This is a genomic window from Paeniroseomonas aquatica (assembly GCF_030409335.1).
GTDB classification, from domain to species: Bacteria; Pseudomonadota; Alphaproteobacteria; order Acetobacterales; family Acetobacteraceae; genus Belnapia; species Belnapia aquatica.
In genome coordinates this window covers 36,962-63,738 of the sequence record NZ_JAUFPN010000191.1, presented here as the reverse complement: position 1 = coordinate 63,738, position 26,777 = coordinate 36,962, and the positions used below count along the sequence as shown (strand labels likewise).

Annotated in this window: 23 protein-coding genes; 15 read left to right on the top strand and 8 right to left on the bottom strand. The window is 71.1% G+C overall.

What is annotated here, in order from left to right; all coding sequences use genetic code 11:
* Positions 1–2: 2 nt before the first annotated feature.
* Complete coding sequence (locus QWZ14_RS23315) at positions 3–1,052, bottom strand: ABC transporter ATP-binding protein (RefSeq protein WP_290319344.1); 1,050 nt, start codon at positions 1,050–1,052, stop codon at positions 3–5.
* 52 nt (positions 1,053–1,104) lie between these two features.
* Positions 1,105–2,736: a thiamine pyrophosphate-requiring protein gene (locus QWZ14_RS23310; RefSeq protein ID WP_290319343.1), complete on the bottom strand. Its 1,632-nt coding sequence runs from the start codon at positions 2,734–2,736 to the stop codon at positions 1,105–1,107.
* Positions 2,737–2,924: 188 nt separating this feature from the next.
* Between QWZ14_RS23310 and QWZ14_RS23305 the strand changes: the two genes are divergently transcribed.
* The 10 genes from QWZ14_RS23305 to era all read left to right on the top strand — a co-directional run bounded on the left by QWZ14_RS23305 (position 2,925) and on the right by era (position 12,098).
* Entirely contained in the window at positions 2,925–3,119 is a 195-nt protein-coding gene (locus QWZ14_RS23305) for a hypothetical protein (protein WP_290319342.1), read from the top strand.
* Complete coding sequence (locus tag QWZ14_RS23300; RefSeq protein WP_290319341.1) at positions 3,116–4,504, top strand: amidase; 1,389 nt, start codon at positions 3,116–3,118, stop codon at positions 4,502–4,504. Before QWZ14_RS23305 ends, QWZ14_RS23300 begins: the two co-directional genes overlap by 4 nt.
* A gap of 42 nt (positions 4,505–4,546) precedes the next feature.
* Complete coding sequence (locus QWZ14_RS23295; RefSeq protein WP_290319340.1) at positions 4,547–5,098, top strand: sigma-70 family RNA polymerase sigma factor; 552 nt, start codon at positions 4,547–4,549, stop codon at positions 5,096–5,098.
* A 3-nt stretch (positions 5,099–5,101) separates the two neighbouring features.
* Positions 5,102–5,776 carry an NrsF family protein gene (locus QWZ14_RS23290; RefSeq protein WP_290319339.1) on the top strand — a complete coding sequence of 225 codons (675 nt, stop codon included), beginning with the start codon at positions 5,102–5,104 and terminating at the stop codon, positions 5,774–5,776.
* Between the two features lie 229 nt (positions 5,777–6,005).
* Positions 6,006–7,718, top strand: a complete 1,713-nt coding sequence (locus tag QWZ14_RS23285; protein ID WP_290319338.1) for an acetolactate synthase catalytic subunit — start codon at positions 6,006–6,008, stop codon at positions 7,716–7,718.
* The gene (locus QWZ14_RS23280) at positions 7,718–8,749 is read left to right on the top strand and encodes a zinc-dependent alcohol dehydrogenase (RefSeq protein WP_290319337.1); all 1,032 of its coding nucleotides are present in this window, start codon (positions 7,718–7,720) and stop codon (positions 8,747–8,749) included. The genes QWZ14_RS23285 and QWZ14_RS23280 overlap by 1 nt, the downstream gene beginning before the upstream one ends.
* Positions 8,746–9,507: an SDR family oxidoreductase gene (locus tag QWZ14_RS23275; protein WP_290319335.1), complete on the top strand. Its 762-nt coding sequence runs from the start codon at positions 8,746–8,748 to the stop codon at positions 9,505–9,507. The genes QWZ14_RS23280 and QWZ14_RS23275 overlap by 4 nt, the downstream gene beginning before the upstream one ends.
* A 159-nt stretch (positions 9,508–9,666) precedes the next feature.
* Positions 9,667–10,419 (top strand): signal peptidase I, encoded by a 753-nt coding sequence (gene lepB / locus QWZ14_RS23270; RefSeq protein ID WP_290319333.1) that lies wholly within the window; start codon positions 9,667–9,669, stop codon positions 10,417–10,419.
* A gap of 30 nt (positions 10,420–10,449) precedes the next feature.
* A complete protein-coding gene (gene rnc / locus QWZ14_RS23265; protein ID WP_290319332.1) occupies positions 10,450–11,139 on the top strand; it encodes a ribonuclease III in 690 nt (229 codons plus the stop codon).
* On the top strand, positions 11,136–12,098 hold the full coding sequence (era, locus tag QWZ14_RS23260; RefSeq protein WP_290319329.1) for a GTPase Era: 963 nt from the start codon (positions 11,136–11,138) through the stop codon (positions 12,096–12,098). Before rnc ends, era begins: the two co-directional genes overlap by 4 nt.
* A gap of 37 nt (positions 12,099–12,135) precedes the next feature.
* Here the strand turns inward: era and QWZ14_RS23255 are convergent, their stop codons facing one another.
* Positions 12,136–13,341 carry a CaiB/BaiF CoA transferase family protein gene (locus QWZ14_RS23255; protein WP_290319328.1) on the bottom strand — a complete coding sequence of 402 codons (1,206 nt, stop codon included), beginning with the start codon at positions 13,339–13,341 and terminating at the stop codon, positions 12,136–12,138.
* On the bottom strand, positions 13,338–14,270 hold the full coding sequence (locus tag QWZ14_RS23250) for a hypothetical protein (RefSeq protein WP_290319327.1): 933 nt from the start codon (positions 14,268–14,270) through the stop codon (positions 13,338–13,340). The genes QWZ14_RS23255 and QWZ14_RS23250 overlap by 4 nt, the downstream gene beginning before the upstream one ends.
* A gap of 160 nt (positions 14,271–14,430) precedes the next feature.
* On the opposite strand from QWZ14_RS23250, the gene QWZ14_RS23245 reads away from it, so the two are divergent.
* Both QWZ14_RS23245 and QWZ14_RS23240 read left to right on the top strand, forming a co-directional pair.
* On the top strand, positions 14,431–15,705 hold the full coding sequence (locus QWZ14_RS23245) for an MFS transporter (protein WP_290319326.1): 1,275 nt from the start codon (positions 14,431–14,433) through the stop codon (positions 15,703–15,705).
* Positions 15,702–16,703: an LLM class flavin-dependent oxidoreductase gene (locus tag QWZ14_RS23240; protein ID WP_290319425.1), complete on the top strand. Its 1,002-nt coding sequence runs from the start codon at positions 15,702–15,704 to the stop codon at positions 16,701–16,703. Before QWZ14_RS23245 ends, QWZ14_RS23240 begins: the two co-directional genes overlap by 4 nt.
* Positions 16,704–16,712: 9 nt before the next feature.
* Here QWZ14_RS23240 and QWZ14_RS23235 read toward each other — a convergent pair whose 3' ends face one another.
* Together QWZ14_RS23235 and QWZ14_RS23230 are read right to left on the bottom strand one after the other, a co-directional pair.
* Positions 16,713–17,978: an MFS transporter gene (locus QWZ14_RS23235; protein ID WP_290319325.1), complete on the bottom strand. Its 1,266-nt coding sequence runs from the start codon at positions 17,976–17,978 to the stop codon at positions 16,713–16,715.
* Positions 17,975–19,951, bottom strand: a complete 1,977-nt coding sequence (locus tag QWZ14_RS23230; protein ID WP_290319324.1) for a BCCT family transporter — start codon at positions 19,949–19,951, stop codon at positions 17,975–17,977. Before QWZ14_RS23230 ends, QWZ14_RS23235 begins: the two co-directional genes overlap by 4 nt.
* A gap of 173 nt (positions 19,952–20,124) precedes the next feature.
* On the opposite strand from QWZ14_RS23230, the gene htpG reads away from it, so the two are divergent.
* Complete coding sequence (gene htpG, locus QWZ14_RS23225; RefSeq protein WP_290319323.1) at positions 20,125–21,963, top strand: molecular chaperone HtpG; 1,839 nt, start codon at positions 20,125–20,127, stop codon at positions 21,961–21,963.
* Positions 21,964–21,981: 18 nt separating this feature from the next.
* Here htpG and QWZ14_RS23220 read toward each other — a convergent pair whose 3' ends face one another.
* Positions 21,982–22,899, bottom strand: a complete 918-nt coding sequence (locus QWZ14_RS23220; protein ID WP_290319322.1) for a magnesium transporter CorA family protein — start codon at positions 22,897–22,899, stop codon at positions 21,982–21,984.
* A 121-nt stretch (positions 22,900–23,020) separates the two neighbouring features.
* Between QWZ14_RS23220 and recO the strand changes: the two genes are divergently transcribed.
* Both recO and parC read left to right on the top strand, forming a co-directional pair.
* Positions 23,021–23,764 carry a DNA repair protein RecO gene (recO, locus tag QWZ14_RS23215; RefSeq protein WP_290319321.1) on the top strand — a complete coding sequence of 248 codons (744 nt, stop codon included), beginning with the start codon at positions 23,021–23,023 and terminating at the stop codon, positions 23,762–23,764.
* A 38-nt stretch (positions 23,765–23,802) separates the two neighbouring features.
* Positions 23,803–26,043 (top strand): DNA topoisomerase IV subunit A, encoded by a 2,241-nt coding sequence (parC, locus tag QWZ14_RS23210; protein WP_290319319.1) that lies wholly within the window; start codon positions 23,803–23,805, stop codon positions 26,041–26,043.
* Positions 26,044–26,067: 24 nt separating this feature from the next.
* Here parC and queE read toward each other — a convergent pair whose 3' ends face one another.
* Positions 26,068–26,682: a 7-carboxy-7-deazaguanine synthase gene (gene queE, locus QWZ14_RS23205; RefSeq protein WP_290319318.1), complete on the bottom strand. Its 615-nt coding sequence runs from the start codon at positions 26,680–26,682 to the stop codon at positions 26,068–26,070.
* Positions 26,683–26,777: the final 95 nt, after the last annotated feature.

Sequence of the window (26,777 nt, the reverse complement as noted above, 5' to 3'; positions counted from 1 at the left end):
GCTTATGCCGCCAGGCGACGGCCGGAGCCCGCCTCGAACAGATGCACCAGGCCCATCTCCGGCATGATGTGGATGGTTTCGCCCGGCCGTGCGCTCACCCGTTCGCGGAAGGCGCAGGTCAGCGACGTCTCGCCGATGCGCGCGATCACCTGGGTTTCCGACCCCGTCGGCTCCACCAGCACGACAGTCGCCGGGATGCCATCCGGGCGCAGCTGGATATGCTCGGGGCGGATGCCATAGACGCCGGCCTTGCCGCTGGCACCCTCCGGCAGCGGCAGCACCGCCCCACCCTCGGCGGTGAAGCCGCCACCGCCGACGCCACCCTTCACCAGGTTCATCGCCGGCGAGCCGATGAAGCCCGCGACGAACAGGTTCGTCGGCCGGTCATAGAGCTCGAGCGGCGGCCCCGCCTGCTCCACGTTGCCGCTGTTCATCACCACGATCTTGTCGGCCATGGTCATGGCCTCGATCTGATCGTGCGTCACATAGACCGTGGTGACCTTCAGCCGCTGGTGCAGCTCCTTGATCTCCGCCCGCATCTGCACCCGCAGCTTGGCGTCGAGGTTGGACAGCGGCTCATCGAACAGGAAGACCTGCGGATTGCGCACGATGGCCCGCCCCATCGCCACCCGCTGCCGCTGCCCGCCCGAGAGCTGCCGCGGATAGCGCTGCAGCAGCGCCTCGAGCCCAAGGATCTTCGCGGCGCGCCCGACCTCGGCCTCCATCACCTCGCGCGGCGCCTTGGCCAGCTTCATCGAGAAGGCCATGTTCTCGAAGACCGTCATGTGCGGATAGAGCGCGTAGTTCTGGAACACCATGGCGATGTCCCGGTCCTTCGGCGGCACGTTGTTCACCACCCGCGGCCCGATCGCGATCTCGCCGGCGGTGATGTTCTCGAGCCCTGCCAGCATCCGCAGCAGGGTGGATTTCCCGCAGCCGGAGGGGCCGACCAGCACGACGAACTCGCCATCCGCGATATCGACGCTGACACCGTGCAACACCTTCACGGCGCCAAAGGCTTTCATGACATTGCGGATATCGACGGTCGCCATTGTGTCTCCCTCATCGGCCTCTGACGGGCCTTGGTTCTGGCAGGCTGTCTGGTCAGGCGAAGCGGGAGACGTTGGTCTCCTTCGAGGTGATGAACTCGAGCAGTACCGGGATCCCCTGCTGCGTCTTCTCGATCCCCCGGCGGATCGCCGGGATGATCTCGGCCGGATCCGTCACCCGCTCCCCGTAACCGCCGAAGGCCCGGGCCATGGCGGCGTAGTCGCCCGAGATATCCGTGCTGCGGTACTTCTCCGTGCTGACCGGCATCACCTTCAGCTCGATCGCCATGGAGAAGTTGTTCAGCAGGATGGACATGATCGGGATGCGCTCGCGCACGCAGGTCTCGAAGTCCATGCCGGTGAAGCCGATGGCCGCATCGCCCCAGACATTGATGCAGAGCTTTTCCGGCGCCGCCAGCTTCGCCCCCATCGCCAGCCCGAGGCCGTAGCCCAGCTGCGTCGTCTTGCCCCAGCCGAGGTAGGAGAGGGGGGTCGTCGACTTCCAGAAAGGCGAGAGCTGGTCGCGCGGGCTGCCGGCATCATGGGTGATGATGGTATTGTCGCGGTCGACCGTATGCTGCAGGTCCCAGAGCACGCGGTAGGGGTTGATCGGCGCGTCCCGGTTGGTCAGCTTCGGCATCCACTCCGCCAGCCAGGGCTCCCGCTGCGCCTGGATCTCCGCCTGCACAGGTGCCGCATCGCGCGGCGCGGTGACCAAGCCCTTCAGCTCGACCAGCAGCGCATCCAGCATCAGCCCGGCATCGCCGATCAGCCCGATATCCGCCCGCAGGTCCTTGTTGAGATGCATGGGGTCGAGCGTCGCATGGATGTACTTCGGCCCTTTCGGCATCCGCACGCCGAAATTGGTCTCGGTGAAGGAGCAGCCGATGCCGAAGATGACATCGGCCGTATCCAGGAAATGCCGCACCGGCTTCGGCACCGCCAGCCCGCCCGAGCCGAGGCTCAGCGGATGGTCCTCGTTGAAGCTGGACTTGCCGCCGAGGCTGCTGGTCACCGGCGCCGCCAGCAGCTCCGCCAGCGCCTTCAACTGCGGCCAGGCCTGCGCCCAGTGCACCCCGGTCCCGGCATAGAGCACCGGGCGCTTGGCCGCCGCCAGCATCGCCGCGGCCTTCTTCACCTCGGCCGGGTCCGGCCCGTAGCGGGTCACCAGCGCCGGCACGTAGTCCAGCGGCTCCGGCACCTCCTCGTTCCACATGTCGGTCGGGATCTCGACCAGCACCGGCCCGCCGCGCCCGTTCCGCAGCCGGGTGAAGGCGCGGCGCAAGATGTTCGGCACTTCGGCGGCCAGGGTGATCGGCTCGGCGCTTTTGGTGATGCCGCGCATCGCGCCGGTGGAGTTGAAGTTCGGCTCCACATGCGCCAGCCGCCGGGGATAGCCCATCGGCAGCACCAGGATCGGCACGCTTTCGCCATAGGCCTGCGCTACGCCGCCATAGGCATTCTCGGATCCCGGCCCATGCTGCATGCAGAAGGCGCCGATCTTGCGGCCGGAGGTGACGCGCGAGATCGCATCCGCCATGTGCAGCCCGATCCGCTCCTGCCGGACCATCACCGGCCGGATGTCCTTGGCCGCCGCATATTCGATGAGGTGATTGACCGGATAGCCCGTGAGGATCTCGATCCCCTCGCGCTTCATGATCTCCGCAATGGCTTCGCCGAGCTTCATGGCCGATCCTCCCGATCCGGGCTTGTTGCCCTGCTTGCGCGCACCGCCGCCGTTGCGGCGTTGTATCCGTTTCCGCCGCGAGCCTAGCCCCCGCCGCCCGCCGGGCGCAACCGGCCAGGGAATGGTTCCCGCGGCCGCGAATCCGGCCATACTGGGCACCGACCCTACTCTGGTTCGGGAACCTCGCCATGCCGCCGACCATGACCGAAGCCGAATTCGAAGCGCTGCTGTCCCGTGCCGGCCTGCCGCTCGGCGCCGCCGAGAAGGCGGGCATCTACCAAATCCTCGGCGGGCTCGAGGCGATGCAGGCCCTCATTCGCACGCCGCTGCCCGAGGCCGCTGCCGAGCCCGCCACCACCTTCTCGGCGGAGCCCGGCCGATGATCCCGAGCATCGCCGAAGCCGCGGCGCTCATCGCCGCGCGCAAGCTCTCCCCGGTGGAGCTGACCCAGGCCTGCCTCGCGCGCATCGAGGCGATGGACGGCACCCTGCACGCCTTCATCCGGCTGGAGGCCGAGAGCGCCCTGGCGGCGGCCCGCGCCGCCGAGGTCCGCATCATGGCCTCCGGCCCGCGCGGCCCGCTGGACGGCATCCCCTTCGCCCACAAGGACATCTACTGCACCGCCGGCATCCCGACGACGGCGCATTCGAAGGTGCTACAGGGTCATGTCCCGAGTGCCGACGCGACCACCGTCGCCAAGCTGGCCGCCGCCGGCGTGGTCATGCTGGGGAAGCTCGCCACCCATGAATTCGCCTTCGGCGGGCCGAGCTTCGACCTGCCCTGGCCGCCCGCCCGCAACCCCTGGAACCCCGAGCATTTCACCGCCGGCTCCTCCTCCGGCACCGGCGCCGCCGTCGCCGCGGGCATGATCCTCGGCGGCACCGGTTCCGATACCGGCGGATCCATCCGTGGCCCGGCGGCGCTCTGCGGCATCACCGGCATCAAGCCGACCTACGGCCTCTGCTCCCGCGCCGGCATCCTGCCGCTGGCCCAGTCGCTGGACCATGCCGGGCCGATGGCCTGGACGGTGGAGGATTGCGCCATCCTGCTCCAGGCGATGGCCGGCCATGACGCCGCCGACCCGGCCAGCGCCGACCGCGCCGTCCCCGACTTCCGCGCCGAACTCGGGAAGGGCGTGAAAGGCCTTCGCATCGGCCTGATCCGCCACTTCCACGAGGCGGACAATCCGGTCAGCCCGGCGACGCTGGCCGGCATCGATGCCGCCGCCGACTTCTTCCGCGCCGGGGGCGCCACGGTGCGCGACGTCACCATCCCCTCGCTCGCCGCCTTCAATGCCTGCGGCTGGATCATCCTGCTGACCGAGGCCTTCGCCGTGCACGAGACCTGGATGCGGCGCGACCCCAGCCTCTATGGCGAGCTGATGCGGGACCGCCTGGTGCTGGGCGGGTTGCTCTCCGCGGCCGATTACATGCAGGCGCAGAAGCAGCGCCGCGCGCTGATCGCCGCGACCGAGGCGGCGACCGCCGATTGCGACATCCTCCTCACCGCCGCCCAGCCCGGCGAGGCCCCGCGCATCGACGCCGTCCCCAAATGGGCCTTCCTCGAGAAGCCCAATTTCACCATGCCCTTCAACGTCACCGGCTGGCCCGGCATCACCGTGCCGACCGGCTTCGGCGACGGTGGCCTGCCGGTCGCCATGCAACTCGTCGCCAGGCCCTTCGCCGAGCCGATGCTGTTCCGCGCCGCCGACGCCTATGAGAAGGCCCATGCTTGGCGGTCGAGGCGTCCGGCCCTGTCGGCGGCATGAGCTTGCCCGCCGCGGCGGGTCGCTGACCCAGGGCGCGCCCGCATGACCCGGACGGAGGGCGAATGGGAGGCCTGGATGGCTGCTGCCCAGGCCGGCGACGCCCGCGCCTACGACCGGCTGCTGCGCGCGGCCCTGCCGCTGCTGCGCGCCATCGCCCGCCGCCGCATCCAGAACGCGGCGGAGGCCGAGGACGCGGTGCAGGATGCGCTGCTGACCATCCATACCCTGCGCCACACCTATGAGCCCGAGCGCCCCATCCGCCCCTGGCTGGTGGCGATCTGCGAGCGCCGGGCTATCGACCGCCTGCGCCGCCATGGCCGCCGCGGCGGGCGCGAAACCCCGATCGACGATTTCCGGGAAACCTTGGCCAGCCCCGGAGCGAACCAGGGGGAGGTGAGGGTGGCGTCCGCCGAGCTGCGTGCCGCGGTCGCCGAACTCTCCGAGGCCCAGCGCACCGCGCTCGGGCTGGCGAAGCTGGAGGATCTGCCGCTGGCGGAAGCCAGCGCCCGCTCGGGCATGTCCGTGGGGGCGCTGAAGGTGGCCACCCACCGGGCGATGAAAGCGCTGCGCAAACGGCTCGGCGCGGAGGACTAGAGGGTGCGGAACGAAGACCTGATCGGCGAATTGGCGGCCGGTCTCCGCCCGGTGCGACGGATGGCCCGGCCGGGCCGGCAGGCCGGGCTCTGGCTCGCCCTGGCCACGGTGGCCGTCGGCGGCGCGGTGGCGGTGCATGGGCTGCGGCACGACATGGCCGAGCGGATGCTGCTGCCGCAGGAGGTGCTGCAGTGGACCGCCTCGGTGGTCGCCGGCGGCACTGCCGCCCTGGCCGCCGCCATGCTGGCCCGCCCGGACCGGTCCGCCCGCTGGGTGCTGCTGCCGCTGCCGGCCCTGGTCCTGTGGTTCGCCAGCCTGGGCTGGGGGTGCCTCGCGGACCTTGTGCGGCTTGGCCCGATGGGCACGCAGATCGGCACCAGCTGGGGGTGCTTCAAGTTCATCCTGGCCATGGGCATCCCCCTGGCCGGGGCGCAGTTCTGGCTGCTGCGCCACGCCGGGGCGGTCCGGCCCGGGCCGGTGCTGGTCCTCGGCGGCCTGGCCTCGGCGGCGTTCTGTTCGGCCGGGCTCAGCCTGTTCCACCACCTCGACGCCTCGGTGATGATCCTGCTCTGGCACGGCGGCGCCATGGCGCTGCTCACCCTGCTGGGCTGGCTGCTGGGCCGGCCGGTGCTGTGGCGCCGCCCGGTTGGCCGGGCGACGCCACAGCACCGGGACTAGGGAATTTCGCCGCGACCGGTCCCGCACCGGCCACTCTTGACGATGACGTCGCCGTCGGCGCGCTGCCACAGCGCCGACCCGCCCCCTTGCTTGACGCCGGCCGCGCCCTGACGATGGATGGTGCCGGCAGGCACGCCTCGTGCCGCCCCAGGTGCCGATGCACCGACGCTGCGACAATGAGCCGGGGAACCGCCCGGGAGGAAACGCCATGCCGGATCATGCCAGACCCATGAATGCCACCGTTGCCCTGCGCCTGGCGGAAGCCTTCGCCCGCCATGGCGTCACCCTGACCTTCGGCCAGAGCCTGCCCTCGGCGTTCCACCTCGCCGCGCCGCAGGTCGGCATCGACCAGAAGGTCTATCGCCAGGAGAATGCCGGCGGCTCGATGGCGGATGGCTACGCCCGCATCTCCCGCAAGGTCGGGATCGTCACCGCCCAGAACGGTCCCGCCGCCACCCTGCTGGTGGCCCCGCTGGCGGAGGCCCTGAAGGCCAGCATTCCCATCCTCGCCCTCGTGCAGGAAGTCACCCGGGATGCCATGGACCGCAACGCCTTCCAGGACCTCGACCACCTGAACATGTTCGCCCCGGTGGCGAAGTGGGTGCGGCGGCTGGAGCGGGCGGACCGGCTCGACGACTACGTCGACATGGCCTTCACCGCCGCCACCTCCGGCCGCCCGGGCCCGGCGGTGCTGCTGGTGCCCGCCGATCTGCTGACCGAATCGGCCGCACCGGTTTCCTCCCTGCTGCGCCCGCGGACCATGTCGCTCGGCCAGGCCCCGCTCGACCGGACGCTCGCCGACCCCGGCGCCATCGCCGCCGCGGCCGATGCCCTGGCCGCCGCCCGCCACCCGCTGGTCGTGGCCGGTGGCGGCATCCACCTCTCGGATGCCGCGGCCGAACTCTCGGCGCTGCAGCAGACCGCGCACCTGCCGGTCGGCACCACCGTCATGGGCAAGGGCGCGGCGGACGAGACCCATCCGCTGACCCTCGGCGTCATCGGCTACGTGATGGGGCAGGGGTCCCGCACCGCGGCCATGCGCCCCATCGTGGACCGGGCCGATGTCGTGCTGCTGATCGGCAGCCGCACCAACCAGAACGGCACCGACAGCTGGAAGCTCTTCGCCCCCGGCACCCGCTTCATCCACCTCGATGCCGATCCGATGGAGGTCGGGCGCAATTACGAATCGATGCGCCTGGTCGGCGACGCCAAGCTGACGCTCGCCGCCCTCACCGCTGAACTCGCCAGGAGGGACCTGACCGTCCGTGCCGCCGCCCGCGCCGGGCTGGAAGCCGAGATCGGCAGGGCCGTCGCCGGCTGGCGCGAGACCATCGCCGGCGTCACCACCCGCGACGCCGAGCTCTGCCGCCCGGAACGGCTGATGGCCGAGCTCGACCAGCTCATCGGCCCCGGGGACATCGTCGTCGCCGATGCCTCCTACAGCTCCATCTGGGTCGCCAACTACCTGACGGCCAAGCGGGCCGGGCAGCGCTTCCTGACGCCGCGCGGCATCGCCGGCCTCGGCTGGGGCCTGCCCATGGCCATCGGCGCCCAGATCGCGGCTCCCGACGCCAAGGTCGTCTGCCTCTGCGGCGACGGCGGCTTCGGCCACAGCTGGGCCGAGCTGGAAACCCTCCGCCGGATGGAGCTGCCGATCACCCTGCTGGTGCTGAACAACGGCATCCTCGGCTACCAGAAGCACGCCGAGGAGGTGAAATTCGGCGAGCATACCAAGGCGGTGAACTTCACCGCCGTGGACCACGCCGCCATCGCCCGCGCCTGCGGGGTGGAGGGCATCCGGGTCGAGCATTCGAGCCAGATCCGCTCGGCCCTGGCCGCGGCGCTGGCCGCCCCCGGCCCGGTGCTGCTCGACGTCGTCACCGACCCCGACGCCAAGCCGCCCATCTCCTTCTACGCCGGCCACTACCCGGAGCCCTTCTGATGCTGGCCCTGCGCAAGACCGCCGCCGCCTTCGGCCTGGAGTTCGCCGAGGTGCCGGAGGCCCCGCCGCCCGGCCCCGGCGACGTGGTGGTGGAGGTCGACGCCGTCGGCATCTGCGGCTCCGACGTCCACGCCTATGAATGGACCGGCGGCTACGAATTCATGACCCCGAACCTGCCGCTGACCATGGGCCATGAATTCGCCGGCCGCGTCTGGCGCACCGGCACCGGCTCCGGCTGGCAGAACCAGGCGCGCGTCGCCGTCATCCCCTTCGTCGCCTGCGGCCACTGCCCCTCCTGCCGGGCGGATGAGGCGCGCAACTGCACCCAGCGCCAGGGCATCGGCCTGACCCGGGACGGCGGCTTCGCCCGCCAGGTCCGCATCCCCGCACGCTGCTGCGTCGCGGTGCCGGACAACGTGGACATGGAACTGGCGGCGCTGGCCGAACCGCTGGGCGTCGGCGCCGAGGCGGTGCTGACCGGCGAGGTGCGGCTCGGCGATACCGTGCTGGTGCTCGGCCCGGGGACCATCGGCCAGGCCATCGCGCTGATGGCCCGGCTTGCCGGCGCCGCCCGCGTCATCGTCGCCGGCCGCGCCGATGCGCCGCGCTTCGACGTCCTCCGCGCGCTCGGTTTCACCGAGATCGTCGATGTCGCCGATGGCCCGCTGCGCGACCAGGTCATGGCCCTGACCGGCGGCCGCCCGGTCGATGTGGTGCTGGAGGCGACCGGCGTCCCCGCCAGCCTGAACGACGGCCTCTCGGTCCTGAGGAAGGGCGGCATCATCGTCGCCGCCGGCATCCATGCCGATGCCCTGACCCTGCCGCTGACCGACTTCGTCCGGCAGCGGCACCAGCTCCGCGCCACCCATGGCGCCGCCCGCCGCACCTGGGACCGGGTCATGGCCCAGCTCAGCCGGGACCCGGAGGCCTTCCGCCCGATGATCACCCACCGCCTGCCGCTCTCCCGCGGCCTCGAGGGCTTCGAGCTCGCCCGCCAACGCGCCGCCAGCAAGGTGATCCTCACGCCATGAGCAACCAGGACAGGGTCGCCCTCGTCACCGGCGCCGCCCGCGGCATCGGCGCCGCCTGCGCGGCGAAGCTCGCCGGTCTCGGCCACCCCGTGGTCCTGGCGGACGTCATCGGGGAAGTGGAGGCGACCGTCGCCGCCCTCCGCGCCGCCGGCCACCAGGCCCGCGCCATCCATCTGGACGTGGCCGACGAGGCCGCCGTCGCCGCCCTGCCGGAGGCGCTCGCCGACTGGTGGCCCCGGCTCGGCATCCTGGTGAACAATGCCGGCATCTCCCCCAAGGGCCCGGATGGCCGCGCCCGCCCGGTCGCCGTCCTGCCGGCCGAGGAATGGCGCCGGGTGCTGGCCGTCAACCTCACCGGCGCCTTCCTCGTCTCCCAGGCCTGCATCCCGCCGCTCGCCGCCCGCCGCTGGGGCCGCATCATCATGATGACCAGCCAGGCCGCCCGAGCCAAAAGCCAGATCGCCGGCGCCCATTACGCGGCGGCCAAGACCGGCCTGATGGGCTTCGCCCGCAGCCTGGCGACGCAGCTCGGCCCGGACGGCATCACGGTGAACAGCATCGCCCCCGGCCGGATCGACACGCCGATGGCCCGCGGCACCACCGCCGAGGCCAACCAGGCCTTCGCCGCCAATATCCCGCTCGGCCGCCTCGGCACGCCGGAGGACGTGGCCGAGGCCGTCGCCTTCCTCGCCTCGGATGCCGCCGGCTACCTGACCGGCGCGACGCTCGATGTCGGCGGCGGCAGCTACATGCCGTAACCCCCGGTCAGGGCCGGTCACCGGCGCTTCCTTGACACCCCACCCCCTGCCGGGCTTCATCCCGCCGCCTGATGCCGTCTCTCCCACCCCGTCGCCGGGGTCGGAGACCCGACCCGCGGGCATCACCCTTGCCCGATGGGTCCCATCTTGAGCACCTCCATGGCGAAGAAGAAGACCGGCGGCTGGCTCGAAAGCATCAAGACCGTGGTCTATGCAGGGCTCATCGCCGTCGGCATCCGCACCATCGCCTTCGAGCCCTTCAACATCCCCTCCGGCTCGATGATCCCGACCCTGCTGGTGGGCGATTACCTGTTCGTCTCGAAGTATTCCTACGGCTACTCACGCTATTCGATGCCCTTCGGCCCGAATCTGTTCCAGGGCCGCATCTTCGGTTCGCTGCCCAAGCGCGGGGACGTCGCCGTCTTCAAGCTGCCGCGCGACCCGAGCCAGGACTACATCAAGCGCGTCATCGGCCTGCCCGGCGACCGCATCCAGGTCCGCGCCGGCCAGCTCTACATCAACGGGACCCTGGTCCCGCGCGAGGTCGCCGGCCCCTATGTGGTCGAGGGCGACGGCCCGCGCATGAGCGTGCGCCTGTACCGCGAGAGCCTGCCCGGCGCCGCCGGCGCCGCCGGCCGCACCCACCAGATCATCGAGCAGTCGGACGACGGCCCGCTCGACAACACCAACGAGTACCGGGTCCCCGAGAATCACGTCTTCGCCATGGGCGACAACCGCGACAACAGCCTCGACAGCCGGGTGCAGAATGCGGTCGGCTTCATCCCGGTGGACAACCTAGTCGGCCGGGCGGAATTCATCTTCTTCTCGGTCGATGGCTCCGCCGCCTGGTGGGAGGTTTGGGCATGGCCCTTCGCGATCCGCTGGTCCCGGCTGATCTCAGTCATCCGGTGACCCCATGACCACAGCCCAGCGGAGGGCGGCATGACGACAGGGGGCGATCTCACGGTCTTCGCCGCCCGTCTTGGCCATGTCTTCACCCAGCCGGAATTGCTGGTCCAGGCGCTGACCCATCGCTCGGCCGCCGACCCGCGCCGTTCCCAGCTCGACAGCAACGAACGCCTGGAATTTCTCGGCGACCGGGTCCTGGCGCTGCTGATCGCGGAGTGGCTGGCCGAGCGCTTCCCGCAGGAGCGGGAGGGCGACCTCGGCAAGCGGCTCGGCGTGCTCGTCGCCCGGGATACGCTGGCCCGCGTCGCCGACAATCTCGACCTCGCCAGCGTCATCCGCGTCCCGCAATCCGAGGGCAGGGCCGGCCTGCGCGAGCGGGCCAATGTCGTGGCCGACGCGCTCGAGGCCCTGCTCGGCGCGCTCTACATGGATGCCGGCCTGCCCGCCGCCCGTGCCCTGGTGCGACGGGAGTGGGAGGCCCACATGGGCGCCGACCCTCGGCCGCCCATGTCGGCCAAGAGCCGCCTGCAGGAGTACACCCTGGGCCGCGGCCTGGGCCTGCCCGAATACCGCTTGGTCTCCACCACCGGCCCCTCGCACCAGCCGGTCTTCGTCGTCTCGGTCGCCGCGGCCGGGCGCGAGGCGGAGGGCCTGGGCGATTCCAAACGCGCTGCGGAACAATTGGCCGCCGAAGCCTGGCTGGCCGGATTAGGCCGAAAATGAACGAATTCCCGAAGTCCGAAGGCCCCGCCACCGAAAGCGTCGCCCCCGATAGGCCAGCGCCCGTGCTGCCGCCGCGCTGCGGCCTGGTCGCCGTGGTCGGCGCCCCCAATGCCGGCAAGTCCACCCTGGTGAATGCCCTCGCCGGCTCCAAGGTCTCCATCGTCTCGCCCAAGCCGCAGACCACGCGCTTCCGCATCCGCGCGGTGGTCATGCATGCCGGCGCCCAGCTCATCCTGGTCGATACCCCCGGCATCTTCGCCCCGCGGCGCCGGCTGGACCGCGCCATGGTCGCCGCCGCCTGGGGCGGCGCGCAGGACGCCGACCGCACCCTGCTGATCGTCGATGCCCGTGCCGGCCTCACCGATGCGGTGCGCGCAATCATCGAGCGGCTGGCGAAGTCACCCCGGCCGATCTGGCTGGCGCTGAACAAGGTCGACCTGATCGACCCGACGCGGCTGCTGCCCCTGGCGCAGGAGCTGAACGCCCTGGTGCCGGTTGAGGAGACCTTCATGATCTCCGCCGAGAAGAAGCGCGGCCTGGACAAGGTGCTGGACCGGCTGGCCGCCGACATGCCGCTCGGCCCCTTCCTGTTCCCCGAGGACGAGCTCTCCGACGTCCCCAACCGCATGCTGGTGGCCGAGATCGTCCGCGAGCAGATCCTGCGCCAGACGCACGAGGAAGTGCCGCACCACGCGACGGTCGAGACCGAGAGCTGGACCGAGAAGAAGGACGGCAGCGTCCGGGTCGACTGCACCATCTACGTCGGCCGCGCGACCCAGAAGGCCATCCTGATCGGCGACGGCGGCGCCCGCATCAAGGAGATCGGCCAGAAGGCCCGCAAGGAGCTGGAGGCGCTGCTGGAACGCCGGGTCCACCTGTTCCTGAACGTCAAGGACCGGCCGGGCTGGGACGAGGAGCGGGGGCGGATCCGGGCGCTGGGGCTGGAGGACGAGGGGTAGGGAAAGGCCGGGAGACGGTGTTCTCCCGGACCTCGCCTCAGATCACCTTGGCTTCCCGGAAGGCCGCGATCCTTTCGGCGCTATAGCCCGCCGCCGCCAGCACCTCCTCCGAATGCGCGCCCAGCGCCGGCGCCGGCCGCTCCAGCCGCGCACCGCCATGCGCCATCCGGAAACCCGTGGTGGCGAAGCGCAGCCGGCCCCAGGGCGTCTCCACCTCCTGCAGGGCATCCCGCGCTGTCACCTGCCGGTGGTCGATCACCTCATCCACCCGCCAGATCCGGGCGCAGGGCACCCCGGCGGCATTCAACGTCTCCTCCCAGGTGGCGGCATCGGCCGCGGCCAGCGCGCCCTCCACCACCTCGCGCAGCACCGCCATGTTCTCGAGGCGCAGGAACCAGTCCCCCAGCCGCGGGTCCTCCAGCGCATCCGCCCGGCCGATCGCCGCCATCAGCTTGCGGTACTGCGCCTCGGTATTGGCGGCCAGCAGAAGGTGGCCGTCGCGCGCCATGAACAGGTTGGCTGTCGCCCGCCGGCTGACCGCCTGGTTGCCCCATTGCTGCTGCTTGTGCCCCGCGACCGTCCAGTCCGCGACCTGGCCGCTGAGGAAGGCCAGCGTCGATTCCAGCATCGATACGTCCAGCTTCTGCCCGCGCCCGGTATGGCTCCGCTGGAACAGGGCCGAGGAGACCGCGAAGGCCGCGGTCATGCCGGACAACTGGTCGCAGATGGCGAAGCCGGCGCGCAGCGGATCGGCGCCGGGATGCCCGGTCATGGCCATGATCCCGGACATCGCCTGGATCCGCCCGTCATACCCGGCCTCGTTCCGGTCCGGCCCGGTCTGGCCGAAGCCGGAGATGCTGCACCAGATCAGCTTCGGATTGATGGCGGAGAGATCCTCGTAGCCCAGCCCCAGCCGGCCCATCACGCCGGGGCGGAAATTCTCCATCACCACGTCGACGTCCTGCACCAGGCGCTTCACGATCGCCTGCGCCTCCGGGTTCTGCAGGTCGAGGGTCAGGCTGCGCTTGTTGTTGTTCACCGCCTGGAAGGCCGGCGCCATGCCGCGGTCGGCCCATTCGCGTGAGAGCGGCGTGCGGCGCATGTCCTCGCCCTCCCGCCGCTCCACCTTGATGACCTCGGCGCCCAGCAAAGATAGCTGGTAGCTGGCGAAGGGCCCGGCCAGCACCTGGGTGAAGTCGAGGATGCGGATGCCCTCGAAGGGCCGCGCCCCTGCGGTGGTCACGCCGCCTGTTCCCGCAGGCCCTTGGCGATGGCCTTCTGCCGGATGAACTCCTGCTTGCGCCGCTCCAGCTCCTCCGCCCCGATCTGCTCGAGGTTGAGGTAGTCGAGCTTCCACAGCCCCTCGGCGTCCCAGCGCTGCGGCGACTGCAGGGTGGTGCGCGGCCCGACCGCGCTTTCCAGCAGCCTGAAGCCGAGCTCGAGCGTCGCCGCCTGGCTGGCCTCGTCATGCGGCTTGCCCGCGGCATTGCCGAGCGGGAAGTCGCTGAAGACGAAGCGCGGCACGCCGCAATGCTCGACGATGTCCTTGGCGCAGCCGAGCACCACGGTCGGGATGCCATGCTGTTCGAGGTAGCGCGCCGTCAGGCTGACGGTCTGGTGGCAGACCGGGCAGTTCGGCAGCAGCACCGCGACGTCGGCCTTGTCCTGCAGGCAGCGGGACAGCACCTCGGGGCAATCGACCTCGACGGTGTGCCGGTGGCTGCGGTTGGTCGGCGTGCCGATGAAATGCGGCGTCAGCTCGCCGATCCGCCCGGCCGCGGCGGCATCCCGCATCGCCTGCAGCGGGAACCACGCCTTCGCATCGGTCGCCGGACTGTGCTTGCGGTCGTAGGCGATGTGGGAGACCCGCAGGTCGTGCTCCGCGGCGGTGTCGCCGGCGTAGACCTGGTAGAACTTGGCCCCCGAATTGTACGGGGCGCCCGGGCCCTGGTCGCCCTTGGCCGGGTCGTAGGGCGCCGCGGTGGTGATCAGCATCACCCGGCTTTCCGCCAGCGGCTGGCGCAGCGGGGAGAAGGGCACGTCGCGGTAATGCGCCCAGCGGTACGGGTCGTAGCCGATGGACTTATAGTATTCGCGGGTCCGCGCCATGTACGGGACCGGGCTGTCGTAGTCCGGCGCGAAGCCGAGCGCCCGGTCGATTTCGGCGGTCATGGAGTGCCTCCCTGGATGCCCCGCGGGGCCGATGCTGCCGGACGCTAGGGGCCCGATTCACACGGCGTCAAGCCGCCGGCGCAACCCTGTCCTGCCCGGGCCGGGCTCGCCCCGGCCCCGCGGCCCTGGCATGGTGGGAAAAATGTCAGGAGGAAACCGCATGACCGCAGCACCGGGCGAAGCCGTGCCGGCGGGGGGCGTGGAATCGGGCTATGCCTGGGTCCGCCTCGTCGCCGCGGTCTGCCTCAGCACCCTGGGCGGGGTCGGGCTGTGGTCCATCGTCGTCGCCCTGCCGGCGGTGCAGCAGGAGTTCGGCACGCTGCGGGCCGGCGCCTCGCTGCCCTATACGCTGACGACCATCGGCTTCGCCATCGGCGGCGTCGTCATGGGGCGGGCGGCCGACCGTTTCGGCGTCATGGTCCCGGTCATCTTCGGCACGGTCATGCTGAGCGCCGGCTATGTCGCCACCGCCTTCGCCACCAGCATGCTGGGTTTCGCCATCATCTACGGCGGGCTGATCGGCCTGCTCGGCAGCTGCGCCCTGTTCGGCCCGCTGGTCGCCGATACCTCGCTCTGGTTCAGCCGGCGGCGGGGGATCGCGGTCTCGCTCTGCGCCAGCGGCAACTACTTCGCCGGCGCCCTCTGGCCGCCGGTGCTGCAGCACTACATCGAGACGGTGGGCTGGCGGCAGACCCATATCGGTATCGGCATCGTGTGCCTGGTGACGATGCTGCCGCTCGCGCTGGTGCTGCGGCGCCGCCCGCCGGTCCAGTCCGCCACCCTGGCGCCGCTGCCCGGCGGCCGCCAGCGCGGCACCTTCGGCCTCAGCCCCAATGCGTTCCAGGCGCTGCTGATGGTCGCTGGCGTCTCCTGCTGCGTCGCCATGGCCATGCCGCAGGTCCATATCGTCGCCTATTGCGTCGACCTCGGCTACGGCGCGGCGCGGGGGGCGGAGATGCTCTCGCTCATGCTCGCCTGCGGCGTGGTCAGCCGCCTCGCTTCCGGCTGGATCCTCGACCGCATCGGCAGCCTCGCCACCCTGCTGATGGGCGCCTCCCTGCAGGCCGTGGCGCTGGCGCTGTTCCTGCCCTTCGACGGGCTGGTCTCGCTCTATGTCGTCTCGGCGGTCTTCGGCCTGTTCCAGGGCGGCATCGTCCCGAGCTACGCCATCATCGTCCGGGAGTCCTTCCCTCCCGAGGAAGCCGGCTTCCGCGTCGGGCTGGTGCTCTCCTCGACGCTGATCGGCATGGCCATCGGCGGCTGGATGTCGGGCGCCATCTTCGATGCGACCGGCTCCTACCAGGCCGCGGTCCTCAACGGCCTGGCCTGGAACGCCCTGACCATGGGCATCGCCCTGTGGCTCATCCTGCGCGCCAGGCCGGGGAGGAAGCAGGGGTTTGGTGCGGCCGGGGGGCGCCCCATATGGCAGCCATGATCCCCCTTTCCATCCTCGACCTCTCCCCCATCCCCGAGGGCGCGGACGCCGGCCAGGCGCTGCGCAACTCGGCGGACCTCGCCCGCCACGCCGAAGCGCTGGGCTACCGCCGCTACTGGATGGCCGAGCACCACAACATGCCCGGCATCGCCAGCGCGGCGACCGCGGTGGCGCTGGCCCATGTGGCCGCCGGCACCAGCACCATCCGGATCGGGGCCGGGGGCATCATGCTGCCCAACCACGCCCCGCTGATGGTGGCCGAGCAATTCGGCACCCTCGCCGCGCTGCACCCCGGCCGGGTCGACCTCGGCCTCGGCCGCGCCCCGGGCTCGGACCAGGTCGCCGCGCGCGCCATGCGCCGCAACCTCGGCGGCGACGTGGACGACTTCCCGCGCGATGTCATGGAGCTGATGCGCTACTTCGAGCCGGCCCAGCCCGGCCAGCAGCTCCAGGCGGTGCCCGGCGCCGGGCTCGACGTCCCGGTCTGGATCCTCGGCTCCTCCACCTATGGCGCCCAGCTCGCGGCGGCGCTCGGCCTGCCCTATGCCTTCGCCAGCCATTTCGCCCCGACCCAGATGATGGAGGCGATGGAGACCTACCGGGCCGGCTTCCGCCCCTCGGCCCGGCTCGCCGCGCCGCATGCCATGCTTGGCGTCAACGTCATCGCCGCCGATACCGATGCCGAGGCGCGCCGCCTGTTCACCTCGCACCAGCAGTCCTTCCTCAACCTCCGCCGCGGCCGCCCGGGCAAACTGCCCCGCCCGGTCGACGACATGGAGGCCCGGATGGACCCGCATGGCCGCGCCATGCTGGAGCATTCGCTCGCCTGCTCGATCGTCGGCGGGCCGGAGACGGTGCGCCGCGGCCTCGCCGACTTCGTCAAGGCGACCGGGGCGGACGAGCTGATGGTCACCGGCCAGATCCACGACCACGCCGCCCGCAAACGGTCCTATGAGATCCTGGCCGGGCTGCATGCCGAGATGGCGCTGGCCGCCTGAGCCCGGCGCTCAATCTCCGGGCGCGGCCCGGGGATTGAGCGCCACCGCCGCCGGCGTCGTCTGCGGCAGCGCCTGGAACCGGCCCTGGCGCTCCGCCGGCACCGGCCCGCGCGCGGCCAGCCGCCACAGGCCGAAGCCCAGGGCCGCCGCGCCCACCGCGGTGGCAAAGCCGAACAGCCCGGCCGCGCCGAAGCCGGCCATGGCGGCCGAGGCGAGCAGCGGCCCGAGCGTCGCCCCGGCCGAGTAGGCGAGTACCAGCCCGCCGCTCCCGCCGATCCGGTCCTCCGCTGCCAGGTGGTCGTTGGTATGCGCCACGCAGAGCGGATAGAGCGCGAAGGCGAAGCCGCCGAACAGCGCCGCCCCGCCGAGCAGCGCCCATTCCCCCTGCCGCGCCAGCAGCGGCAGCGCCGCCGCGGCCAGGGTCAGCCCCGCCAGGGTGCCGATGATGACCCGCCGCCGGTCGAAGGCGTCCGACAGCCGGCCGAGCGGCCATTGCAGCACCACGCCGCCCGCGATGAGCACGCTCATGAAGCGCGCCGCCCCGGCGGTGTCGAAGCCGGCACCGTCGCGGGCGAAGACCGGCCCCAGCGCATAGAGCGCACCCAGGACGAGCCCCGAGGCCACCACCCCGACGACGCCGAGCGGCGAGGCCGCGATCAGGCGCCGGGCCGGCAGCGAGGCCACCGCGGGAAGCGGCGGCGGCGCCATGCGCGTCAGGCTCACCGGCAGCACCGCCAGCGACAGCAGCATCGAGACCAGCAGGAAGACACGGTAGCCGCCGGGTCCCTCGTCGAGCCCCAGCAGGAATTGCCCGCTGGCCTGGCCCAGATAGAGGCAGCTCATGTACAGCGCCAGGACGCTGCCCCGTCGCGCTGGCTCAGCCCGGTCGTTCAGCCAGCTCTCGACGCAAATGAAGACGCCGGCCATGCAGAAACCCTCGCCGAGCCGCAGCCCTGCCCAGGCCATCGGGTGCCCGACCAGCGGATAGGCCAGCGCCGCGGCCGAGAGCACCGAGACGAAGGCGCTGAAGGCACGGATATGCCCGGCCCGCAGCACCACCCGGTAGGCCAGCAGGGAGCCCAGCGTCAGCCCGAGGAAGTAGGCCGCCATGACCGCGCCGATCGCCAGCCGCCCCGCCGCGTCCGCCTCCAGCCGCAGGCTGATCAGCGTGGTCAGCGGCCCGGTGCCCGCGGAGGCCAGGAAGACTCCGGCGAGCAGCGCCGCGACCGGCCGCAGCGCGGACCAGGTACCGGCGTGCTGGGAGCCTGTCGTCAAGCCGCCCGCTCGGCGGCGGCGTGGTAGTCGAGATGGCTTTCGTAGCGGGCCAGCACGTCGGTGATCAGCGCCTCGCGCCCCAGCCCCATGACGTCGTAGTCCTGGCCGCCTTCCCGCAGGAAGACCTCGGCGCGGAAGTAGCGGCCGGGGCGAGCGACCAGCGGCCGCGTCTCGAAATAGGCGAAGCTCGGCAGCGCATAGCCGCGGGCGCGGATGCCGTAGCGGAATTCCGCCGGCGTCCCCGGCCCGGCCCGCAGCCGGAGCCGGTCGCCCTCCCGGTCCAGCACCGCCTCGACCCCCCGTGCCGCCAGCTCCGCCCGCACCGCCTCCAGCGCCGGCTCGGCCACTTCGGCCAGGAAGCCGCGCACCTCGGCCTCGGATGGGTGGTGCAGGATGGTGTGCAGCTGGCGCTGCCAGGATCCGCCCGCGCCCGCCACCGGCGCCGCCGGGCGCGTGGCCCGCAGCCCTTCGAGCCGCAGCGCCTTCAGCAACCCGTAGCACATGAGCAGCATCACCACGGTGAAGGGCAGGGCGCTGGCGATGGTCGCGGTCTGCAGGCTTTTCAGCCCGCCGGCGAAGAGCAGCACCGCCGCCACCGCGCCCGACAGGAGCGCCCAGAAGACCCGGCGCCAGACCGGCGTCTCCGCCTGGTCGCCGGAGGTGATCGAATCGATCACCAGCGCGGCCGAGTCCGCCGAGGTGACGAAGAAGGTTACCACCAGCAGGGTCGCCAGCGTCGCGCTGACGCCGGACAGGGGGAATTGCTCGAGGAAGGTGAAGAGCGCCAGCGGGATGCTGGAGGCCACCGTCTCCGAGACCAGGTTGGTCGTGCCCGAGAGCTGCAGCCAGATGGCGGTATTCCCGAAGACCGTCATCCAGACCAGGGTGAAGCCGGTCGGCACGAAGAGCACGCCCAGCACGAATTCCCGGATGGTCCGCCCGCGCGAGATCCGGGCGATGAACATCCCGACGAAGGGCGACCAGGAAATCCACCAGGCCCAGTAGAACAGCGTCCAGTCGGCGATCCAGTGATTCGGCTCGTAGGCGTAGAGCAGGAAGGTGCGGCCGACGATGTCCTCGATATAGGCGCCGGTGTTCTGCACCACCGCCTTCAGCAGGAAGCTGGTCGGCCCGACCGCGGCGACGAAGAGCAGCAGCGCCACCGCCAGCACCATGTTGAGCTCGCTCAGCCGGCGGATGCCCGCATCCAGGCCCAGCACCACCGAGACGGTGGCAAGCCCGGTGATGACCGCGATCAGCACCAGCTGGGTAGAGAGCGCTTCCGGCAGGCCGGTCAGGTGCGCCAGCCCGGCGTTGATCTGCAGCACGCCGAGGCCGAGCGAGGTCGCCACCCCGAAGATCGTCCCCAGCACCGCGAAGATGTCGATCGCCTGGCCGATCGGCCCATGAATGCGCTCGCCGATCAGCGGGTGGAAGGCGGAGCGGATGGACAGCGGCAGCCCGTGGCGGAAGCTGAAATAGGCCAGCGCCAGCCCGACCACCGCGTAGATCGCCCAGGCATGCAGCCCCCAGTGGAAGAAGGTGATGCGCATCGCCGCCCGGGCCGCCTCGACCGAGCCGCCGGTGCCCTCGGGCGGGGCGGTGAAATGCGTCACCGGCTCCGCCACCCCGAAGAAGACCAGGCCGATGCCCATGCCGGCGCTGAACAGCATGGCGAACCAGGAGCCATAGCTGAAATCTGGTTCGGAATGGGTCGGCCCCAGCTTGACCTGCCCATGCCGGCTCAGGGCAAGGTAGAGCACGAAGCCGACGAAGACGGCGACCGACAGCATGTAGAACCAGCCGAACCGGTCCATGATCCAGCCCTGGATGGCGCCGAAGGCCCGGCCCATCGCCTCCGGCGCCAGCGCCCCGCCGAGCACCAGGGCGGCGACCAGCAGGGCAGAGAGGATGAAGACCCCGCCTGGTCCGGGCGTCTCTGCCCTGGCTGCCTCGGTCGGTGCTGGCGCCATGGCCCCGTTGCTCCTTTCGCCGCGATCCGGTTCATGCATGGATGCGGCAACGCCGGAGCCGGGGTGAAGTTGGCGGGGTCGTAGCCGTATTGGTTCGAGGCCCGCCCCCTTGAACTCCCCGAGACGGTTTTGCATATCGGCCCGCCGAAGCCTTTCAACCATGGAGACAGGACGTGAGCGATACCGTCGAACGGCATGAATTCGGCGCCGAGGTCGGCCGCCTGCTGGACCTGGTGGTCCATGCCCTCTACTCCGACCGCGAGATCTTCCTGCGCGAGCTGGTGGCCAACGCGGCCGATGCCATCGACCGCCGCCGCTTCGAATCCCTGACCGAGGCCGTCACCCCGCCGCCGGCCGATGCCGCCATCCGGCTGCTGCCGGACAAGGCCGCCCGCACCCTGACCCTGACCGATGCCGGCATCGGCATGGCCAAGGAGGAGCTGACGAAGAACCTCGGCACCATCGCCCGCTCTGGCACCCGCGCCTTCACCCAGTCGCTCGCCGATGCCAAGCCGGGCGAGCGCCCCAGCCTGATCGGCCAGTTCGGCGTCGGCTTCTACTCCGCCTTCATGGTCGCCGACCGGGTCGAGGTGACCTCCCGCCGCGCCGGCACGGAGGAGGCCTGGACCTGGGCCTCGGCCGGGCAGGGGGATTTCACCCTGGCGCCCGCGACGCGGGAGGAGCCCGGCACCACCATCGTGCTGCACATGAAGGCGGATGCCGAGGAGTTCCTCGAGCCGCTGCGCCTGCAGACCATCATCCGCAAATGGGCCGACCACATCACGGTCCCCATCACCATTGCCGAGGACGGCAAGGACACCCCCGCCAACGAGGGCACTGCCCTTTGGCGCAAGGCCAAGTCCGAGGTCACCGAGGAGCAGTACGCCGACTTCTACCGCCACATCGGGCATTTCTTCGACAAGCCCTGGGCCACGCTGCACTGGCGCGCCGAGGGCACCACCGAATTCGCCGCCCTGCTCTTCATCCCCGGCATGAAGCCCTTCCAGGCCGTGGAGGGCGAGCGCGAGAGCCGGGTCCGCCTGCATGTCCGCCGCATGTTCATCACCGACGAGGCGCATCTGCTGCCGAACTGGCTGCGCTTCGTCCATGGCGTGGTGGATACCGAGGATCTGCCGCTCAACGTCTCCCGCGAGATGCTGCAGTCGACCCCGGCGCTGGCACGCATCCGCAAGGCCGTCACGAACCGGATGATCTCCGAGCTGAAGACCCGGGCCAAGGATGCCGAGAGCTATGCCGGCTTCTTCGAGAATTTCGGCCCGATCCTGAAGGAGGGCGTCTGGGAGGACAGCGAGCACCGCAAGGAGATCGCCCCCCTGCTGCGCTTCAAATCCTCGACCCAGGAGGGCTGGACCTCGCTGCCCGACTACGTCGCCCGGATGAAGGAGGGCCAGGCCGCCATCTACATCCTGGTCGGCGACGACCCGGATGCGCTGGTGAAATCCAGCCAGCTCGAGGGCTTCGCCGCCCGCGGCGTCGAGGTGCTGCTGCTCTCGGACCAGGTCGACAGCTTCTGGCCGGAACGGCTCGACAGCTTCGAGGACAAGCCGATCCGCAGCATCACCCAGGGCAGCGTCGACCTCTCCGCCATCGCCCCGGCGGTCGCGGAGGGCGAGCCGCCGGCCGATACGGCGAAGCTGCTGCCGCTGCTGAAGGCCGCACTGGAGGCGGAGGTCTCCGAGGTCCGGACCACCGACCGGCTGGTCGACAGCGCCGTGGTCCTCGCCGCGCCCGAGCATGGCCCGGATCTGCAGATGCAGCGCCTGCTGCGCCGTGCCGGCCGCGGCTTCGGCGCCGGCCTGCCGGTGCTGGAGGTGAACCCGCAGCACCCGCTGATCCGCCGCCTGGCGGAACTGGCCGAGGCCGGCGACGACCTCAAGGCACCGGCCGGCACCTTGCTCGATCTCGCCCGGCTGCAGGATGGCGATACCCCGCGCGACCCCGCCGGCTTCGCCCGGCAGGTCTCGGCGCTGCTCGCCGGCAGCCTGCAGTAGCGGGGGCAGGGGTGGCCGTCACAGCCACCCCTTCACCCGAAACAGCACCAGCGGCAATATGCCGCTGAGGACGATCAGCGCCAGGCCCCAGGGATAGCCCAGCGCCCAGTCCAGCTCCGGCATGAATTTGAAATTCATGCCGTAGATGCTGGCGACCAGCGTCGGCGGGATGCCGACCACCGAGACCACCGTCAGGATCTTGATGGTGTTGTTCTGTTCGATGCTGATGAAGCCGAGCGTCGCATCCAGCAGGAACTGCACCTTGTCCGACAGCCGCGCGTCGTAGTCGTTGAGCGAGGCGATGTCCTGGCGCAGAGTGCGGACCCGGTGGTCGTACTCGGGGGGGATCCAGCGCCGTGCCTGTTCGGCCGCGAAAGGCAGGATGCGCTCGACGCCAAGCAGGGTGTCCCGCACGTTCGAGACGTATTCCCCCATCCGCCCGATCGAGCGCAGCGACAGCCGCAGCACCCGGTCCATCCGCGCCGGCGAATGCCGCTCCGGCTGCTCGGCCTCGAAGGCGGCATGGGAGATCCCGTCCAGCTCGCCGCGGATGCGTTCCAGCGCATCGGCGATGCGGTCGATGATCGCCTCCAGCAGCCCGACGAAGGCGCCGAAGCTGCAGGAATTGTCCGCCGCCTGGCCGAACTGGCCCGCGAAGCTGTCGAAGGAGCCGATCGGCGCGAAGCGCACGGTCAGCAGCACCTTCGGCGACAGCACCAGCCCCAGCACCGAGACCACCGGCTTCGGCCCGTCGCCGCGCGAGATGATGGGCATGCTGAGGTAGAGCACCTCGCCATCCGCCACCAGCCGGCTGGAGCTCTCGATCTCCCGCAGGCTGTCGAGGTCGGGCACCCGGAGGCCGGTCTCCCGCTCGACGAAGGCCTTCTCCTCGGCGCTGCCGTTCAGCAGGTCGAGCCAGACCGCATCGGACGGCAAATGGGGCGGCACATGACCTGGAGCGGCCGGGCCGGGGTGGATGGTGAGCAAACGGGCACGTCCTTATCAGAAGCGGGATCCGGCCTTCCCCGCTGGCCACCGCTGCCCCACATCAGTCGGCATGAGCACCGAATGGAACGGCCCGGCGATCGTCCTCGGCACCCGGCCGCTGGGCGAATCGGGGGCGGTGGTCAGCCTGCTGACCGAAGCGCTAGGCCGCCACGCCGGTTTGGCCAAGGGCGGTGCCTCCCGCGCGCAGTCCGCCGTGTGGCTGCCGGGCAACCTGGTCGAGGCCCGCTGGGTGGCCCGGCTGCCGGACCAGCTCGGCGCGCTTTCGGGCGAGATGGTCCACCCCGCCGCCGCCCTGGCCATGGAGGACCCGCTGTCGCTCTCCCTGCTCTCGGCCGCCTGCGCCGTGGCCGAGGGTGCCCTGCCGGAACGCGAGCCGCATCCCCGGTGCTTCCACGGCCTGGTCACGCTGATCGCCCGGCTGGGGGAGGGGACCGCCGCCGCCCTGCCGGATTACATCCGCTGGGAGGCCGAGCTGCTGACCGAGCTGGGCTACGGCCTCGACCTCGCCCGCTGCGCCCTGACCGGCGGCGTCGAGGATCTCACCTTGGTCTCCCCCCGCACCGGCCGGGCCGTCAGCGCCGCCGCCGGCGCCCCCTGGGCCGACCGGCTGCTGCCGCTGCCGCGCTTCCTGCTGGGGCAATCGGGACCGGCCAGCCTCGCCGAATGCCTGGCCGGGCTGCGGCTGACCGGGCATTTCCTCGGCCGCGACGCCTTCGGCCACCAGCAGCGGGGCCTGCCCGTCGCCCGGGGCATGCTGCAGGACCGGGTGGCCATGGCGGCCTCGCTCGGCTAGACTGCCCGTGAGAACAAAGCACGAAACTGGCGGATCCGATGCCCGACGACATCAAGACCCTCCCGCCCGCCGGCGACAGCGGCGGCACCCGCGATACCCACCTCGCGGCGGCGCTCTCCGAGCGATACCTCGCCTATGCCATGTCGACCATCATGTCCCGCTCGCTGCCGGACGTGCGGGACGGGCTGAAGCCAGTGCATCGCCGGCTGCTCTGGGCGATGCACCAGCTCAAGCTCGACCCCGCCGCCGGCTTCAAGAAATGCGCCCGCATCGTCGGCGACGTCATGGGCAAGTACCACCCGCACGGCGATTCCAGCATCTACGAGGCCCTGGTCCGCCAGGCGCAGGATTTCGCCGCCCGCTATCCGCTGGTCGACGGCCAGGGCAATTTCGGCAATATCGACGGCGATAACGCCGCGGCCATGCGCTACACCGAGGCCCGGCTGACCACCGTCGCCGAGGCCCTGCTGGCCGGCATCGACGAGAATGCGGTCGACTTCCGCCAGACCTACGACGGCGAGGAGCAGGAGCCCGTCGTCCTGCCTGCCGCCTTCCCGAACCTGCTGGCCAATGGCGCGACCGGCATCGCGGTCGGCATGGCGACCTCCATCCCGCCGCACAATGCCGGCGAGCTCTGCGGCGCCGCGCTCGAGCTGATCGCCAACCCCGCCGCGACCACCACCGAGCTGCTGAAGCACATCCCGGGCCCGGACTTCCCGACCGGCGGCGTGCTCATCGAATCCCCCGAGGCGATCCGCGACGCCTATGAGACCGGCCGCGGCGGCTTCCGGGTGCGGGCCAAGTGGCAGCGCGTCGAGGGCAAGCTCGGCGCCTATACCATCGTCGTTGACGAGATCCCCTACCAGGTCGCCAAGGCCAAGCTGATCGAGCAGGTCGCCCAATTGCTCGAGGAGAAGAAGCTTCCGCTGCTGGCCGACATCCGCGACGAGAGCACCGATGTGGTGCGCATCGTACTGGAGCCGAAGAACCGCAACATCGACCCGGCGATGCTGATGGAGACGCTGTTCCGCGCCACCCAGTTCGAGAACCGCATCCCGCTGAACCTCAACGTGCTTGATGCCGACCGCACCCCGCGCGTCATGGGCCTGCGGGAGGTGCTGCGCGCCTGGCTCGACCACCGCCACGTCGTGCTGGTCCGCCGCACCGAGCACCGGCTCGCCGCCATCGCCCGGCGGCTCGAGATTTTGGGCGGCTTCCTCATCGTCTACCTCAACCTCGACGAGGTCATCCGCATCGTGCGCGAGGAGGACAAGCCGAAGGAAGCCCTGATGCGGACCTTCGAGCTGACCGAGGTGCAGGCCAATGCCATCCTCGACATGCGCCTCCGCAGCCTGCGCAAGCTCGAGGAGATGGAGATCCGGCGCGAGCACACCAAGCTGACCAAGGAGCAGAAGGCGCTGCAGGGGCTGATGTCCTCGGAGACCAAGCGCTGGGCCGCCATCGCGGCCGAGATCGAGGAGACCCGCAAGGCCTTCGGCTCCGGCCCGCTCGGCAATCGCCGCACCGCGACCGGCAGCCTGCAGCCCAGCATCGTCATCGACGAGAATGCCTTCGTCGAGCGCGAGCCGATCACCGTGATCCTCTCGGAGAAGGGCTGGATCCGCGCGCAGAAGGGCCATCTCGCCGCCGATGCCGAGCTGCGCTTCAAGGAGGGCGATGGGCTGCATACCGCGGTGCATGCCCAGAGCACGGACCGCCTCATCCTTTTTGCCACCAACGGCAAGGCCTATACCCTGAAGGCGGAGGCGCTGCCGCGTGGCCGCGGCGACGGCCAGCCGGTCCGCCTGCTGGTCGAGATGACCAACGAGGATGCGGTCCTGGCCTTCTTCGTCCATGCCGAGGCCGCGCGCTACCTGGTCGCTGCCTCCGACGGGAAGGGCTTCCTCGTCGCCGGGGACGACCTCGTCGCCGAGAAGCGCACCGGCAAGCAGGTGCTGGTGCTGGAGCCCGGCCGCGAGGCCGCGGTCTGCAAGCGGGCGGAAGGCGATACCGTCGCCGTGCTCGGCGAGAACCGCAAGCTGCTGGTCTTCCCGCTGGAGCAGGTGCCGGACATGGCGCGCGGTCGCGGCGTGCAGCTGCAATCCTACAAGGACGGCGGCCTCGCGGATGCCAAGGTCTTCACCCGCAAGGAGGGGTTGAGCTGGCGCCTCGGCGACCGCCTGCGCACCGAGGCCGATACCAGCCCCTGGCGCGGCAACCGCGCCACCGCCGGCAAGCTGCCGCCGAACGGCTTCCCGAAGTCGAACCGCTTCGAATAGGGGCGGCGCGCGCGGGCCTGGGGGCTACCGCACCCCCCAGGCCTTATGCGCCTGGATGTTCAGCCGCCATTCCGGATGCTCCCGGCAATAGGCGGCTGCCGCGGCGGTATTCTCGGCCAGCTCCGGCCCATCCATGGGCGAGAGCCAGCGCAGCCCGGCCGGGAAGCCGGCCAGCTCGGCCGGCCCGATGCCGGCCTGGGGATAGACCAGCTTCAGCTCGTCGGCCTCCGCCAGCGCCAGCGGTGCCCCGGCCTTGGGGCTGACGCAGACCCAGTCGATCGGCGCCGGCAGGGGCAGCGTGCCGTTGGTCTCGATCGCCACGGTGAAGCCGGCCGCGCGCAGCGCCGCCAGCAGCGGCGCATCCACCTGCAGCAGCGGCTCGCCGCCGGTCAGCACCGCGAGGCGGTGCCCAGCCCCGGCGGGCCACAGCGCCGCCGCCGCCGCGACCAGGCTGGCCGCGTCGTGCCGGGTCCCGCCGCGGAACTCGGTATCGCAGAAGCGGCAGACGGCGGTTGCCCGGTCTTCCTCGCGCCCCGACCACAGGTTGCAGCCGGCGAAGCGGATGAAGACCGCGGTCCGCCCGAGGTTGGCGCCTTCGCCCTGCGCGGTCAGGAATATCTCGTGGACGGTATAGGACAAGGGACGGGGGGTTCCAGGAAGGCCCCTAGGGGGCGATGGCGGACCCTTCGGCCATCGCCACCCCCACTGTCAATGCGGCACTCACGGCTGGTCCG

What these genes read in the sequence shown, in the direction of transcription:
- QWZ14_RS23280 (WP_290319337.1), top strand. Translation starts at nt 7,718, where the DNA reads ATGCTGGCCCTGCGCAAGACCGCCGCCGCCTTCGGCCTGGAGTTCGCC.
- QWZ14_RS23310 (WP_290319343.1), bottom strand. Translation starts at nt 2,736, where the DNA reads ATGAAGCTCGGCGAAGCCATTGCGGAGATCATGAAGCGCGAGGGGATC.
- QWZ14_RS23275 (WP_290319335.1), top strand. Translation starts at nt 8,746, where the DNA reads ATGAGCAACCAGGACAGGGTCGCCCTCGTCACCGGCGCCGCCCGCGGC.
- QWZ14_RS23300 (WP_290319341.1), top strand. Translation starts at nt 3,116, where the DNA reads ATGATCCCGAGCATCGCCGAAGCCGCGGCGCTCATCGCCGCGCGCAAG.
- QWZ14_RS23295 (WP_290319340.1), top strand. Translation starts at nt 4,547, where the DNA reads ATGACCCGGACGGAGGGCGAATGGGAGGCCTGGATGGCTGCTGCCCAG.
- era (WP_290319329.1), top strand. Translation starts at nt 11,136, where the DNA reads ATGAACGAATTCCCGAAGTCCGAAGGCCCCGCCACCGAAAGCGTCGCC.
- rnc (WP_290319332.1), top strand. Translation starts at nt 10,450, where the DNA reads ATGACGACAGGGGGCGATCTCACGGTCTTCGCCGCCCGTCTTGGCCAT.
- QWZ14_RS23285 (WP_290319338.1), top strand. Translation starts at nt 6,006, where the DNA reads ATGAATGCCACCGTTGCCCTGCGCCTGGCGGAAGCCTTCGCCCGCCAT.
- recO (WP_290319321.1), top strand. Translation starts at nt 23,021, where the DNA reads ATGAGCACCGAATGGAACGGCCCGGCGATCGTCCTCGGCACCCGGCCG.
- QWZ14_RS23245 (WP_290319326.1), top strand. Translation starts at nt 14,431, where the DNA reads ATGACCGCAGCACCGGGCGAAGCCGTGCCGGCGGGGGGCGTGGAATCG.
- QWZ14_RS23240 (WP_290319425.1), top strand. Translation starts at nt 15,702, where the DNA reads ATGATCCCCCTTTCCATCCTCGACCTCTCCCCCATCCCCGAGGGCGCG.
- QWZ14_RS23250 (WP_290319327.1), bottom strand. Translation starts at nt 14,270, where the DNA reads ATGACCGCCGAAATCGACCGGGCGCTCGGCTTCGCGCCGGACTACGAC.
- QWZ14_RS23305 (WP_290319342.1), top strand. Translation starts at nt 2,925, where the DNA reads ATGCCGCCGACCATGACCGAAGCCGAATTCGAAGCGCTGCTGTCCCGT.
- QWZ14_RS23315 (WP_290319344.1), bottom strand. Translation starts at nt 1,052, where the DNA reads ATGGCGACCGTCGATATCCGCAATGTCATGAAAGCCTTTGGCGCCGTG.
- parC (WP_290319319.1), top strand. Translation starts at nt 23,803, where the DNA reads ATGCCCGACGACATCAAGACCCTCCCGCCCGCCGGCGACAGCGGCGGC.
- QWZ14_RS23230 (WP_290319324.1), bottom strand. Translation starts at nt 19,951, where the DNA reads ATGGCGCCAGCACCGACCGAGGCAGCCAGGGCAGAGACGCCCGGACCA.
- lepB (WP_290319333.1), top strand. Translation starts at nt 9,667, where the DNA reads ATGGCGAAGAAGAAGACCGGCGGCTGGCTCGAAAGCATCAAGACCGTG.